This window comes from Streptococcus huangxiaojuni (assembly GCF_040930515.1).
GTDB lineage: Bacteria > Bacillota > Bacilli > Lactobacillales > Streptococcaceae > Streptococcus > Streptococcus huangxiaojuni.
On record NZ_JBFQEG010000009.1, the window covers coordinates 48906 to 64257 of the forward strand.

At 43.4% G+C, this 15352-nt stretch carries 11 protein-coding genes; 2 read left to right on the plus strand and 9 right to left on the minus strand.

The features are described from left to right. Positions 1-769: 769 nt before the first annotated feature. Entirely contained in the window at positions 770-2560 is a 1791-nt protein-coding gene (locus AB3329_RS06580; RefSeq protein ID WP_368394993.1) for a glycoside hydrolase family 35 protein, read from the minus strand. 163 nt (positions 2561-2723) lie between these two features. On the opposite strand from AB3329_RS06580, the gene AB3329_RS06585 reads away from it, so the two are divergent. Further along, positions 2724-3440, plus strand: a complete 717-nt coding sequence (locus tag AB3329_RS06585) for a GntR family transcriptional regulator (protein WP_368394995.1) — start codon at positions 2724-2726, stop codon at positions 3438-3440. 345 nt (positions 3441-3785) lie between these two features. Here the strand turns inward: AB3329_RS06585 and lacD are convergent, their stop codons facing one another. The 5 genes from lacD to AB3329_RS06610 all read right to left on the minus strand — a co-directional run bounded on the left by lacD (position 3786) and on the right by AB3329_RS06610 (position 10263). Then, on the minus strand, positions 3786-4769 hold the full coding sequence (gene lacD / locus AB3329_RS06590) for a tagatose-bisphosphate aldolase (protein ID WP_368394996.1): 984 nt from the start codon (positions 4767-4769) through the stop codon (positions 3786-3788). Between the two features lie 12 nt (positions 4770-4781). After that, the gene (locus tag AB3329_RS06595; protein ID WP_368394997.1) at positions 4782-5957 is read right to left on the minus strand and encodes an SIS domain-containing protein; all 1176 of its coding nucleotides are present in this window, start codon (positions 5955-5957) and stop codon (positions 4782-4784) included. Between the two features lie 105 nt (positions 5958-6062). Next, positions 6063-6794: a GntR family transcriptional regulator gene (locus AB3329_RS06600; RefSeq protein ID WP_368394999.1), complete on the minus strand. Its 732-nt coding sequence runs from the start codon at positions 6792-6794 to the stop codon at positions 6063-6065. A gap of 435 nt (positions 6795-7229) precedes the next feature. Beyond that, positions 7230-9641, minus strand: a complete 2412-nt coding sequence (locus tag AB3329_RS06605; RefSeq protein WP_368395001.1) for a flavocytochrome c — start codon at positions 9639-9641, stop codon at positions 7230-7232. Between the two features lie 19 nt (positions 9642-9660). Next, positions 9661-10263 carry an NADPH-dependent FMN reductase gene (locus tag AB3329_RS06610; RefSeq protein ID WP_368395002.1) on the minus strand — a complete coding sequence of 201 codons (603 nt, stop codon included), beginning with the start codon at positions 10261-10263 and terminating at the stop codon, positions 9661-9663. 193 nt (positions 10264-10456) lie between these two features. Here AB3329_RS06610 and AB3329_RS06615 point away from each other — a divergent pair, with 193 nt between their 5' ends. Beyond that, positions 10457-11668, plus strand: coding sequence for an L-lactate MFS transporter (locus AB3329_RS06615; protein WP_368395003.1), 1212 nt, complete (start codon positions 10457-10459; stop codon positions 11666-11668). Between the two features lie 51 nt (positions 11669-11719). On the opposite strand, the gene AB3329_RS06620 is transcribed toward AB3329_RS06615, so the two are convergent. The 3 genes from AB3329_RS06620 to aroD form a co-directional block, all read right to left on the minus strand. Continuing rightward, a complete protein-coding gene (locus tag AB3329_RS06620; RefSeq protein ID WP_368395005.1) occupies positions 11720-13051 on the minus strand; it encodes an SLC13 family permease in 1332 nt (443 codons plus the stop codon). A gap of 16 nt (positions 13052-13067) precedes the next feature. Then, entirely contained in the window at positions 13068-14027 is a 960-nt protein-coding gene (locus AB3329_RS06625; protein WP_368395006.1) for an alpha/beta hydrolase, read from the minus strand. A 537-nt stretch (positions 14028-14564) separates the two neighbouring features. After that, a complete protein-coding gene (gene aroD / locus AB3329_RS06630) occupies positions 14565-15320 on the minus strand; it encodes a type I 3-dehydroquinate dehydratase (RefSeq protein ID WP_368395008.1) in 756 nt (251 codons plus the stop codon). Positions 15321-15352 lie beyond the last annotated feature (32 nt).

Below are 15352 nucleotides of genomic sequence, written 5' to 3' on the forward strand. Positions count from 1 at the left end.
CAAAGGCCGTGAAAAACGCAAAAGGAAAATAGGGGACTGACTGACGAATCGCCAGATTCTAAGTCAGGACATCTTTTTCCCGCAGCGTTTAGGCCGTGTTCAGTTCTGACAAGATACAAAGGCCGTGAAAAGAGCAAAGCAAAAATAGGAGACTGGACGAAGAGCCTCAAGGCTCTAGGACAGGCTGTCTTTTTTGCACAGCTCTTAGGCCGTGTTCAATTCACAAGATACAAAGGCCGTGAAAAACGCAAAAGGAAAATAGGGGACTGACTGACGAATCGCCAGATTCTAAGTCAGGACATCTTTTTCCCGCAGCGTTTAGGCCGTGTTCAGTTCTGACAAGATACAAAGGCCGTTGAAAAATCCGTATGAAAATGGCGGTAAGCCAGAAATCTTCGATTTCGTCTGCGCACCCCTGCCAGAACGGCTAGAAAGGTGCGGTCGACTGTTAAGACGACAAAGCTTTCAGACGTTTACGGCTGGCGGTAAGTCAGAAATCTTCGATTTCGTCTGCGTACCCCTGCCAGAACGGCTAGAAAGGTGCGGCAAATGCTTTAACTTTTAAATCAATTCCAGCCTTTTTCAAGACGCTAGTCGTCTAGTGACATTTTAGTCGCTTTTTCAAAGCTTTAAAATGTCTACTAGGCCTTGCGGGGGTGGGACAACGAACTTTTTATCCTTGACAAAAGTTCTGGCCCACTCCCAGACGGCTACGACTGGCTTTTCAAATCATTGATAGTATAAAGTATAGTGTACGCCATCTTTTTCACTAGGATTTTAGGCCGTGTTCAACTTCTTTAAAAATTGGTTTATCGGCTAAATGTAAATGATCTTGATAAATACCTTCAGTCTCAAAAAGTGTGACGGTATTAGACCCGCGGTTCAAAAAACCTTTAGGCAAATAGAGGGACAGGGTCGGACCGACATTCCAAAATCGGCCGAGACAATGCCCGTTGATAAAAGCAGCACCTTTACCAAATCCCGACATATCGAGGTAAGTATCCTCAGGTTCCTCACAATTAAAATCAAAGCGATAAAAGCTTGGCTGCTGCTCTTGCCAACCAGCGCTATAATCGATATTGGAAATATCTTTGAATGCTAGAGGGTACATCTTCCAGCCGCCAATAAAGTGTAAATCCGCCATCACGCCTCTGCCGATGCCTTTTTTCTGAGTAGGCGCCGTCAGCTTATGCCCATAATTGACCCGTCCCATATTTTCAACCAAAATATCAAGCTGATTGTCTGCTTCTTCAAGCCTCAGGAAAATATCTTCGCCAATTTCATTCTGATACTGTACAGCTGCAGGTTCCCCATTCAGGAAGAGCTGTGCACGGTCTCTGGCGTCAATAAGGCGAATTTTTTCAGGTTCTTCTTTATCTTTTTTCAGACGGGTTCGATAAAGAATATAGCCCGTTTCTTGCCCTAATGCTTCCATATTTTTAGGGTAAAAAGCTTCTTGGCAACCGCTTACATTTTCCAGCGTATTAAAAAGACTGACTTTCGCACTTAAAGGAATGGCTTCAAGGGCCATACTTGGTTTGACCAGAGGCTTTGCATAAGATAAATCCGGAAAAACCTGCTTCATCCGTTCTTGCAGTACATAAAATTTCTGGGTGGGGTTGCCAGCTTCATCAAGTATGGCATCAAAATCATAAGATGTTATCTGAGGCAAATCAATTTGACCTCGTGCTGAACAGCCGTTCATAAAACCAAAATTTGTCCCACCGTGAAACATATAAAGGTTAATGCTGCCGCGTTTGACAAGGTCGATAACAGCATCCGCAGCTTCTTGAGGCTGACGTTTAATAATCGGTTCCCGCCAGCGGTTGAACCAGCCATCCCAAAATTCCATGCACATAAGCGGCCATTTTTTATTGTGCTGACGGAAAAAGGCTTGCATGTTCGCAAAATTTTCCCTTGCTTTTGAGCCGAAATTGCCAGTGACAAGAATATCATCTTCAATGAGACTCCCTGCCCTCAGTGTCGCCTGCCAAGGACCATCCGAAGTGAAGTAGGGTGCCGTCAGTCCTTTCTCGTCCATCAGATGGCGCAAAGCACGGAGATAGGCCTTATCTTCACCATAAGATCCATATTCATTTTCAATTTGGAACATTAAGATATTGCCGCCCTGCTCCAGCTGATGCCGGGCCAATTTGGGCAGGAGCACATCATAATAACGGCTGACATATTTTAAAAATTCGCTGTCACAGGAACGGACTCTGAGATTTTTTTCCAGCAGCCAAGCCGGCAAACCGCCAAAATCCCATTCCGCGCAAATATAAGGCGATGGCCTGATAATAGCGTATAAACCCAAGTTCTGTGCGCTCCGTAAAAAGCCTTCAATATCCAGAATCCCTTCAAAATCGAACTGTCCTTCACTGGCTTCATGCAAATTCCAAGGAACATAAGTTTCAACAGTATTAAAACCTAAGGCCTTTAAATTATACAAGGAATGATACCAGCTGTCAGGATGAATTCTAAAATAATGAACCGCACCAGACAGGATTTTAATGGGTTTTCCATCAAGATAAAACTCTTCTCTTATATCAAAGCGCCGCATTTTCGCCACCTCTTGTTATAATCGTTTTCTACCTATTTGTATAATAACATTATTTAGTGGTTATATCAAGTTATTTTTTCAAAAAAATTAAAAATTCTATTTGTCTTTTTTAGCCAGGTTTAGTAAAATAAGAACCATTGATAATTAAAGGATACAAAAGGATATGACCAAGCAAAACGAGCCCAAATATAAACACATCCAAAATGACTTGCGCAAACAAATCATAGCCGGAGACTTTGAATACGGCGATAAATTTTACACTGAGGCAGAACTTGTTAAAAAATATCATGTCAGTTCTATTACTGTGATTCATGCTTTAAAGGAATTGGAAAACGAAGGCTTCTTAGACAGACGGCAAGGTGTCGGTACCTTTGTCTCACGATCTCGCAAAGAAAAACGGGTTAAATTCTCTGATATAGAATTTTTCCCCACATCTAATGACTCTGTCAAGGTGCTTTCTATGGAAAAGGGGAACGATCCCTACTATCTTGATAAATTAAAACTTCATAAGAGTGAATTTTACTATAAAATTATTCGTGTTCGCTATAATAAATCCCTCCCTTACGTCTACCATCAATCCTACCTGCCCCACGATTATATTTTAAATCCCAGCAGTCCTCTGGAGAAATTTGCCTCAATTTACCGCCGCTTCCGACATGATTTTGGTATACACATGCTGGAAGAAAATTTTTCAGAAACAAATGAGGTTGCCTTTCCTGCACCTGATGAGCCAGCGAAATATTTGAATCTAACAGCCCCTGCACCTGCTGTCCTTCAAATCAAAACAACATTCAGCAAGACAAATAATCGTGTCTTAGAGTATACCGAGACCTATAAGCACTGGCAATTCTATAAATTTGAAATTTCTTCAGCAGATTAGCTGTAAGTTTTGGCCAGTATCAGTATAAAGTGCTTTTATCCGGATTTGAAACAGATTTTTTTTCTACTAAAAAGAGGCTAGGACAAAAAGTCCTGCCTCTTTTCATTTTTTAGACATATGGTTTTTGATTGGAAGTTCTTACCTCTTGTCAGGCAAGGGATAAGAACTCCCTAATCAACTGTCGCACTCTCCTTCTTTTCTTAGTTGAAATAATAAGACCTGCTGCTCTTAGTGACTTTTAAGAGCCCAATCAACTGCACAGACGGAGCTATATCCTTTTCCAAACAGGCAAGAAATAAGAAGGCAGCTGTTTATAGCTTTACTGGCAGCTTGGCCTTTTTATTTTTATCTGCCTTTTGCTGTCCAGGGACAGGCTGTTCTTTCCAGCACTTTATTAAGCTCAATGACTTTTTTGACACCTTCTGTTTGCAGCCATTCACGCGCAGCGGCTTCTCCCTCTTTAATATATACAGGGACTGAATCGGCCCATGTTGCTCGCCCGCAAAGGACTCCGCTGAACTTGGCTCCGGATGCTGCAGCAAAGATAAGTGTTTCTTGGAAAAGCTCGGCTGATACACCGGCACTTAGATAAATATAGGGCAAACGGCTTACGGTTTCTTGTTCCTGAAAAGCTTGTGCAGCCTCTTCTTTGGTGTAAACGACATCATTGTTTGTAAATCCCTCAACATATTTCATGTTTACCAGCACTTCCACTTTCAGTATATCAGCACCAAAACGCGCTTCAGAGAAAATTTTCATAGCTTGGTTAACTTTACGAGGCTTAATTTTAGCAAATGCTGCACTTCCGCTGTCAGCAATTCCTTCATCATAAGACAAAATTTCAAGGAAAAACGGGATATCTTCTGCTTTACACTCAGAACCGATGCGCTCAATATAGGCCTGTTTTTGAGAATTGACTTCCTCATCGCCGTCAGCATCATAGTAAAGGAGAAATTTCACCGCATCTGCACCTTGCTCCTTTAAACGCTTTACCGACCATTGGTCCAGACAGTCCGGCAGGCGCAATGTTGTTGCTGTATCATAACCTGTTTTTTCATAGGCCAAAAGCAGACCGGTACGCTTATCGCGGACCTTACTGGCTGGCAGGCCGTATTCCGGATCCAGCAAGATAGCTGAAGTATAGGGTGTTAATTCCTTCGAAACCAGTGCTTTTAAATTTTTCATTTGCTCGGCTGAAGGTTCTGCCCTTTGATAGGAGCTCATCAGACGTTTAAGAGCTCCTCGCTGGTCAAATGCTAAGGCAGAAATAATCCCATCATGGCTCAGTTTTTCAAGATAGGCTTGCTTGGTTTGTGTGACATTAGACATGATGCTATCTCCTTACTTGACAAATTCATGAATCGTGACACCCTTTACAACACGATTAACCTGACCGGTTGCTGATGGGGTATCAGGCGAATTATTCACCTTAACAGAGGACAGCAAAGCAATGGTCTGGGCCAGAACAATCATTGGAAAGGCCAGATAGGCATCAGGCAAAAGTTCAGCCGGTGCAAAAGAAAAGGTATCTGCCGAGAATTGACTGTCGGCACTTTGCTCAACCGCCAAAGTCTTAACAGCAATTTGATCAGAATAAACTTCCTCCAAAACATCCAAATCATATTGGCGCACATAAGGATCATTATTAACAAATCCAATGACTAATGTTTTTTCATCAACAAAGGCCTTGGGACCATGTCTGAATCCCATTGATGAATCAAAGATAGTAGCAATTTTGCCGGCAGTTAATTCCAGAATTTTCAGCCGCGCTTCTTTTGTCAAACCAGCTAAACTGCCTGAACCAATGTAGCAAATACGGTTAAAATCAAGGTCTACAATTGCCTGCAGCTCGTCCTCTCGCGCAATGACATCTTTGGCAAGCTCAGCCATAATACTGACATAGCGTTTCTTGTCCTCGTCTGCTGTATGCTTATCAAAAACAAGAAGAGCTGTCAGCATCATACAGGAGAAGCTGCCGGTCATTGCAAAACCATCGTCATTAGAACGGCTTGGCATCAAAAGCAAAAGATTATTGTCTGCCTGCTTGGCCTTTTGGGCCAGAGCACCGTCAGGTGCACAGGTAACAGTTAAGTGATAACAGTTTCCCACCAACTGATCGGCTAAATCCACAGCCCCTATACTTTCTGGGCTATTGCCGCTGCGGGCAAATGAAACCAAAATAACCGTATCTTCTTCAAAAAGATAATAATGCGGCACAGAAACGATATCTGTTGTGGCAACACTGGAAAAGAGAAAGCGGTCTCTGTCTCCATAGGTCTGCAAATACGCAAAGATACTGTTGCCCACATATTCAGAGCTGCCAGCTCCGGTAAAGATGACTTTTACCTGTTTCCCCTTGGCTGAGGCAATAGCTCTGTTTAAAAGAGCAGCAATCGCTTCCTTATTAGAGAAATAGTTTTCAAAAGCTTCCTGCCATATTTCCGGCTGCTGTTTAATTTCTCTGGCTGTTATCTCTGCACCAAGTTTTTCAAGTTCTTCTACTGATAGGTTAAACATTTTTTCTTCCTCCGCCATGTCATTTTTAGATAGAAAACGTACAACAAAGAGAGGTTAAAAATGCTTTGGCTATAAGACTCCACCAAAGACAGGCTGCCCTTGGTTTTAAGGGGAAGGATAGTGGGTAATATGGTAATGAAACTGGTCTGCGCGTGCTATACTGAAGGTGAATTCAATAATCCTATTTTTATCATTGAATGTTTTACGAATCATATGCAAAACGGGATCCCCCTTTTTGATTCCCAAAAGTTTTGCCTCATAATCCAAGGCAACACTGGCATAGAATTCTTCCTCAGCCTGCCGAACAGCCTGACCGTAATCTTCTGAAAAAATATCGTAAAGGGGCTTCTTCAGCAATGATTTTTTTGTCAAGGTTGCAAAGTCGCTGCAAGGAACATAAGTTCGCTCAAACATCAGAGGACTGCCGTCGGCTTTTCTCAGCCGTTCAAATTCAAAAACGTCTGTGCCTTCTTCTAAATTTAAATAATTAGACAGATACGGCGTCACCTGCATTTTTTCAAAAGATAAGATATCTGTCTGAGGTTTTTTCCCCAGCTGTTTCATATGTTCGGTAAAACTGTAGGCTGCCGCCAAATCTGTAGGCGGTGTTTTTATACCCGAAACATAGGTTCCCTTACCTTGCTTCTTATAAATAAGTCCCCTTGTCTCCAATTCCTTAAGGGCCTGCCGCACGGTTATACGGCTAACACCGTGCGCTGCGCTAAGCTCCCGTTCAGAAAGAAGTTTGTCGTTAGGCGACATTGTCCCTCTTATTTCAAGTTCCAAGGCGTCAACCAACTGCAGATAAAGAGGCTGCTCACTTTTCGACGATTTCATCCCATCCCCCCGTTCTGGTTATAACCATTTATAGTTTATTATATTATTTCTGACTTGTCAAATTCATTTCCCAACAAAATAAAAAGTCTTCAAAAAAGGGCAGTTATGAATTGAACACGGCCTAAGCGCCGCGGGAAAAAGATGTGGCTAAGTTTAGAATTGATTTCAAGTTAGCTAGCCGTAGACGCCTGAAGGCTTTGTCGTCTTAACAGCTAACCGCACCCTTCTAGTCGTCCTGGCAGAGGTGCGTCTGCGAAATCAAAGATTTCGGACTTACCGTCATTTTCCTTTTGCGTTTTTCACGGGCTTTGTATTTTGCTGAATTGAACACGGCCTCAGAGCTGTGGAAAAAAGAAAACTGGACAGGCGCCGCCTGTTCAGCTTTCTTTAATATATAAGTGATAACTGCTGTTTTTATATTTCTCACAGCTTTTATCAGCAATGCTCCGCTATTGCAGTTTGACCGGCAATACGACCAAATGTGAAGATATCGGTCAGTGAATTGCCGCCCAACCTATTGCCGGCATGCAGACCGCCTGCAACTTCTCCAGCAGCATACAAACCGGAAATCACTCCGCCGTCTTCATTGATAACATGCGTTTGGGTATCAATTTTGAGACCGCCCATTGTATGATGAACAGCCGGTTTACGCGGTGTTGCATAAAACGGCGCTCTTTCAACTTTAAAGTCAAAACCGCCTTTGTTAAATTCCGGATCATAACCAGCATCAACATACGAATTATAGTTAGTAATAGTCTCAACAAAAACTGCAGGGTCAACCCCAATCTGCTCAGCCAGCTCTTCCAGGCTATCAGCCCGATAGAGTGTTCCAGCCGCAACCTGTGCTTCAATCTTTTCATCACTGGTATTATAGGCCGTGCCTTTAATATTTTCGTCAGCAATCAGATAGAAAAGTCCGCCGTTATCAATAGCAGCCTGCGACAGTTTATCCCTGCTGCCGTATTCGTCCACAAAACGTTTGCCTTGGCTGTTAACCATCACGAAATTGGCCGGTGGAACCTGAAGGCCTGAGAAGAGTGCTCCTGTTTCCGGATCAGATACAGGCATCATCTGGGTAAAGCCCATACCGACAAGGTCTGCTCCGACACTTTGCCCCAAAACAATACCATCACCCGTAATAGCAGGTGAATTTGAAGTCTTGATATCATCATCAATCTTAGTCCAGTAGGTATTATACTTTTGCAGCATTTTAGTATTGGCACCGAAGCCGCCGGAGGCAAGGATAACAGCCTTGGCATGAATCGTGATTGTTTGACCGTTGCGTCCTGTCGCAATCACGCCTTTAACCTGTCCGTCTTCAACAATCAATTCCTTGACCGGACTGTCAGTCAGGACAGTTGCTCCTTTTTCCTTGACATACTCCCCTAAAACCGAAATAAAGGCATAACCCATTGGAACCTTTGGTTTATGTCCCCGGCGCCATAGGGCACCGACAGGCATAGTCACTTCATCACGGTCAAATTCGACACCGACATCTTCCAACCACTGTACAGACTCTAAAGCCCGTTCGGTTAAAATTTTAATTAAATCATAATTCCCGTGAATTTCTTTCCCATTAAGATCCTTGCGTTTTCCGCCGATATAGGTTTGAATACGGTAGAGGAGCTTAGAATCAAAGAGGTAGGCAGGATCTTCGAGATAAGCTTCCAATTCTGCTTTCAGCGCCCGAAAATCATCTAAAAACTCGGGATCAATAGTTGCTTCATCTACATCATGCAGTTCCTGCAGATTATGAGCCTCACCGGGATTTGCTGGGAAGGTGTTCTGCCATTCAGGCCAAGGAGCATTGATTGGTCCTCCCGCACGTACGGTGTTACCGCCTAGGGCAGGAAATTTCTCGACCAAAATAACATCATGTCCCTGCTGTAAAACAGTAGCGGTTGCAGCAAGGCCGGCGCCGCCGCCGCCAACGACAACGATGTCAGTTTGGTACTCTTTATCCTGTGTATCAAGGGCGGACGGTGCTTTAGAGCGTTTGCGCAAAACATCTGGATTAGCACCTGCCAGTTTAATGGCACGCGCAACCCCATCTAAGACACCATTAGAAGTGACCGACGCACCAGATACAGCATCGACATTTAAGGTTTGTCCTTCAAGAATTTCATTAGGAATACGTGTGAAAACAATATCGGCGATACCCGAAGATTCTCCTGATGAATCGATATCAATCGCCTCAATCTTTTCTTCAGACAGAGTAACAGACATGGGCAGTTTTCCGTTGTGGCCTTCAGTTGTTACCTGATATGTTCCCGGCTCAAAGCGGACTTCTTCTGGCAGATTAAGCTGATTAGCTACATCAACAAAACGCAGGAAACGGAAAAAACACGAATCAAGAAAGTCAACCGTTCCTTCATCTTTAAGGCTGCCATCTTCCGTAAAGGCATGATGAGCCCGTCCCAGTAAAAATTCACTGCCCGGCATGACTGTTGCATTAACCCCCGGAGCATCAAGGATCTGCCGCAAATGCAGCTGAGCACGTGATGAACCTTGAATATCGTAAGAAGCTCCGACGATCATAACGGGTTTACCGTCGAAAGGATGGATATTAAAAGACAGCCATTCCAATAAACTATTTAAACTGGAAGGAATCGTGTGATTATGCTCGGGTGTAGCAATAATGACCCCGTCAGCCTCACTGATTTTGCTGTTAAACAGCTGAATCAGAGGGGTATCGGTTTGATCATCCGTTTCATTAAACAAGGGGACATCTGCAATTTCCAGCACCTCAATCTCTGCCTTATTAGCAAAATGCTTAGCCATGAACTGCAGCAAAAGACGATTATAAGACTGCTCTGCATTTGTCCCAACAATTCCGATTAATTTCATGTCTCTGCTTCCTTCCTTTCTACTCTACAGCTTCCCAGGCAAAACGTTTTTTGCGTTCTGTATCCGCTGGTTTCACCAATTGTTTGGTTAAAGCTACAAATTCCTGAAATTCAGAAAAATGTTCTTCTAATTCTGCCACCTTTTCTGAATCGGTCAAATTGCAGTCATCATCCAGCACTTGTTCGGAATGCCCCAGAAGAAATTCCAAACCTGGCATAATACGTGCTTTCAGCTCCGGTGCATCTAAAATTTGACGCAAATGCCCTTGAGCCCGAGACGATCCCAAAGCTCCTAAAGATGCTCCGACAATCATAACAGGTTTGTTAATCAATACTCGGCTGGTATAAGCAATCCATTCTAGAGCACTGGCCAAAGGCGCAGGGATGGTGTGATCGTACTCAGGAGTTGCAATAATAACCCCATCAGCAGCTGCGATTTTTTGACTGAAGGCAGCTACAGCCTCAGGAGCTTTCTTGTCTTTGGGTTCATTAAAGGCCGGAAACTGCTTAATCTCCAGCACTTCTATCTCTGCCTGATTGGCAAAATGTTTGGCCATAAAGTGCAGCAGTTTTCGATTGGTTGACCGGGCCGAATTCGTCCCAACAATAGCAACTAATTTCATAAAAGACCTCTTTTCTAAACATAATGATAGCGCTTTCCCGTCTTTACTATACCATAATTCCGCTTTTTTTGTAAGCGAAAACATAAGGAAAAGAAAAACTTTTGTAAGCGTTGACATCGTTTCGAAATCTTGTTAAAATAACAGCTGAAAATACGGAATCTTAACGATTTAAAGAAAGGACGGATTTAGGATTATGGAACAATCGCTTAACCGATGGCAGGTTATTACGGCTTCCACTGCGATTCTGCTTTGTACAGGAGCTGTATATGCTTTTAGTGTTTTTGCCGGCCCTTTAAGCGCCCAGACAGGCTGGTCCATGTCGCAGATTATGTTGGCTTTCACTATTAATTCTGCTATCGGACCTATTCCCATGATTTTGGGAGGCTATCTGACAGACAAAGGCTATGTCAAATGGACGATTTCACTGGGAGCCTGCTGTTTTGCCCTGGGTTTCTTCCTTACAGGTTTTGTTACAAGTCCGGCTATGCTTTATCTGACTTACGGTCTTCTGGCCGGACTCGGACAAGGATTTGCTTATTCAGGATGCCTCAGCAATACCTTGCGCCTCTTTCCAGACCGGCGAGGACTGGCTTCAGGGATTATCACCGGAGGCATGGGGTTTGCTGCTGTCATTGTCTCACCTATTGCCAACAGTCTGATTCAAAGCCATGATGCTAAATTCGCTTTTAGAATCATCGGTTTGGTTTACATTATTGTAGTTGTCTTAGCCAGTTTCTTCATTAAACCAGCACCGGCAGGCTATAAACCAGCAGGCTGGAATCCGCCTGCTCAGTCGCGTACTGCTGCTGTCAATAAAACTTGGCAGCAAATGCTGGCAACACCGCTCTTTTATATCATTATCTCCATGTTCTTTGTCGGCGCTTTTTCTGGTTTGATGATTGCTTCTCAGGCATCAAGTATCGGCCAGTCGATGTTTGGCTTGTCTGCAGCAACTGCTGCTCTTTACGTCAGTCTCTATTCAATCAGCAATTCCAGCGGCCGCTTTATCTGGGGAACTGTTTCAGATAAAATAGGTCGTGCAAAAACGCTCCTGATCATCTTTACGGTTGTCGCTCTCTCTCTGCTTGCTTTGACAGTCCTTTCCGGACAAGGAGGATTTGCAGTCGGAATTATTGGACTAGGTATCTGTTTTGGCGGCGTTATGGGCGTTTTCCCATCTATTGTAATGGAAAATTACGGACCTGCTAATCAAGGAGTCAACTATGGCATTGTCTTTACTGGTTACTCCTTAGCCGCTTTCTTTGCTCCGCGTGTTGCTGTTCAGATGGCAGCTGCCAATCAAGGAGATTACAGCAATGCTTTCTATGTCGCTATCGCTCTTGCAGTCATAGGTTTAGTGCTCAATTTGATCTATATGTCATTCACTAAAAAATTAAGCAACTAGCATGAGGCAAAAACACGAGTTTGGGCTGGCCCAAACTTGTGTTTTTTATATTTAAATCTTCAGTACACCAAAAATCCAAGCAGTCGCTATAACTAATATGTTGGTCACAAACATAATGGGAGCAGCATATTTCGTATAATCATTTGTCTCAACTTCACACAATGTCGTCCCCACATAAGTTGACGAATTCATTGGTGTGACACTGGTTGCCAGAGCTAAATTACAGACAAAAGGAGCAATCACCATGATTGGTGTCAGACTAAAAGAGGCTCCCACTGAAATTAACAGTGGATAAAGAGCATTATAAAGCTGATAAGGGATAAAATAAATCAGCGGCACGGCTAAAACTAAAAGAATAAGATGCATATAACGCATCAAAAATGCCGGAAAAATGCTTTCCAGAAGCTCTGCTAAGGAAGCCACCATAGACAGCCTGCTGCCGTCTTCAGGTGCTGCATTAAAGACCGCTAAATAAAAACAGATGGCTAGCAGCATAATAAATACATTAAAGAAAGTGCCGCCGGCCTTGTTCCAAATATCATTAAAATCTTTGGGATAATTGACTAGCGATGTGATAATTGCTGCTGCAATAAAAACCAGATAAGACGGGAATTTAAAATAAGCCAGGCCAACAATGACAGCTATAAAAACTAAAAGATTGAACCAAAACAAATGCGGACGTGCATAAGGCTTATCCTCTAAATCAGAAGCTGCCGTTCCTAATTCATCTTGGCTTCCCTCAGGAAGGCCTAGCGTTTGATGCTCTTTTTGATGCTGATAAGCAAAGTAAACCCATTGTAAGATAATAGCCGGAATAAAGCACAGGCCCCAAGGGATGGAGGCTGCTGCCAAACTTTCAGCATTGGTATTAGCCATTGTTGCCGACATAATCAGCCCGATTCCCCATGGCAGCCAGCACATAGCAGCAACTGCTGTCTGACATAGAATAAAGGCGTAATCACGTCTTAGTTTAAACTTCTTGTACAGCGGGATAACAATAGGAAAACAAATGAGATAGGTCGTTGACATGTTAGCTGTCAGGTAAGCAATCCCGCCAATAACACTGGTTAAAACCATAATACCGACGACATTGAGACGATCTCCGATACGTCTAATAAGCGCATTAACCATCATATCAAACATGCCAGTCTCGGTCAGCATAACAAAGTAAATCAGGCCAAACAAGAGCATATAACCGGTTTGAGACATCACCGTATTGATTTGGTTTAAGATAAGGTTGCTGGTTTCTGTAAGATTATAGCCCAGCAAAAAGCAAAAAATAACCGGAACGACAAACATGACAAAATTCAGGGGAACCTTATTGGTAATGATACATACAATAATAATAGCAAGCATCATCAAGGCTAAAATTGCTGGACTCATTCTCAATCCTCCGCTTTTATTTTTTAATCAAATCATCCAAGAGACCAAATTCACGTTTAAAAGACCAGGCCATCATGTCATGGACAAAATCGGTATAAGGGTGCGGCGCTGCGGTAAAGGTATGCCCAACTCTTGGCGCTACAAACAATTCACACGGAACTCCGGCCCGCAGCAGCCGCTGACCGTATTCCAGAGCAGAATCACGCAGTGTATCATATTCCGCCATAATTATCATAGTCGGGCCTAGTCCGCCCACATCATGGCAAAATTTCGGAAAAGCATAATAAGACGGAACAGTCCCATCGTACCCCCCAAGATAGCTGGCTTCTGCTCCCAATGCTTTTTGATCAGGGCCCATTTTTAGCTGAATAAGCTGCTGAAAGGACATGGATTCTTCGATAGCCGTATCAACAGTCGGACAGTTCATTACTGTAAGAGCCGGCTGCGGTTCATTGCGATCGCGCAAATACAGGGCCAAGCCTTCAGCCAAGTTGCCTCCCGCACTGGAACCGTGGAGGCCGATTTTTGCAGCATCTCCGCCAAATTCATCAGCATGCTCATATAAATACATATAAGCTGCATAGCAATCATAAAGAGGATCAGGAAAGCTGACCTTATTTTCTCCTCCAGACAAACTGTAATCAACTGATACAAGGATTGCTGGCACACGCACTGCCAGAGCAATACAGCGTGCATTATCAAGGGAAATGCTGCCTGCAACAAAGCCCCCGCCGTGTATATCTAAAATCATAGGAGCCGCCTTCGGTAAATCTGCTGGCTTGAATACCCGAATTTTCAGCTTCTGATTCGCCTGAGGGCCCGGAATGAAACGATCTTCCACTGTCATTCCTTCAGGCTGCTCATAGGCCAGCATAGCCTGTACTTGAGCTTCTTTATGTCTCTTTACATCATCCGACATTACAGCCATATTGCTGTAGAGATGATTTTCGTAACCCGGAAAAGGCCTCAATTCCATACCCTTTCTCCCTTCTTCCAACAAGATACAAAGGCCGTGAAAAGAGCAAAGCAAAAATAGGAGACTGGACGAAGAGCCTCAAGGCTATAGGACAGGCTGTCTTTTTTGCACAGCTCTTAGGCCGTGTTCAATTAACAAGATACAAAGCCCGTATCAAACGCAAAGCAAAAATGACGGTAAGCCAGAAATCTTCGATTTCGTCGGCGCACCTCTGCCAGGACGACTAGAAGGATGCAGTCGGCCGCAAAGGCGACAAAGCCTTCAGACGTTTACGGCTGGCTAACCGTGAAGGCAGCACTTAAAGAGGCCCCTCTTTTTTGCACAGCTCTTAGGCCGTGTTCAGTTTATAAGATACAAAGGCTGTACCAGCCCTCTATAGGATAACTGTTACCGTTTTCAAAATGATTACTATTATTATACCATTCTTTTGCAAAAAAATTCTTTTTTCACAAAAGGAAGAATGAGTAAAAAAGTCAGAAAATCAACCAGCCTTTAAAATCCTACTGAGCTGTTGTATTCTCCAACTTTTTTGCATTATTATTCTGCCAATTTCAAGGTATCCAGAATCTGCCTCAAACGTCCTACCGGTACCTGACCAGGAGCCGAAGCCTGCTTGGCCGCCCCAAACGTCGCAGCAGAACCAAAGACCTCACCAGAAACACGGCTGACCATTCCAAGAGCTCCCATAGACATGGTAATAAGCGGCTTAGCAATCGTTTTCTTAGCTTCTGCTGTTGCGGCTAACAGTGTTAAAACATCCGCATCGGTTTGCGGCATTACAGCAATTTTACAGATATCTCCTCCCTTACGATCCATGGCCTTTAAACGAGAAACAATTTCTGTCTGGCTAGGTGTCGCAAAAAAATCATGGTTGCACATAACGATTTTAACGCCCTTCTCGTGAGCAAATGCTATTGTTTCAGCAACCTTGTCCTCATCAGTAAACAGTTCAAGATCCAGTAAGTCTGCAGCACCATTTTCTAAAAGATCATGGTAAATAGCAAAATAATCAGCTTCCGGTAGTTCTAATTCGCCGCCTTCTTTTTTTGTCCGAAAAGTCACAAGAAGTGGCTTAGCTAATGCCTCTTTCACTTTTTTTGAAAGGGCTGATACAGCTCCCGGCTGAGTAACCTTATCATACCAATCAATCCGCCATTCGACCAGATCACAGTCAAGATCATGAGCTTCCTTAGCAGCTGTTAAAATAGCTGCCTCTGAAACCTCTACAATAGGCACAATAATCTTTGGTCTTCCTTGGCCAAAAACAACATTTTCAACAGTAACAGTAGACATAATTTGCCTCTCTTTCAGTAAAATCCATATGA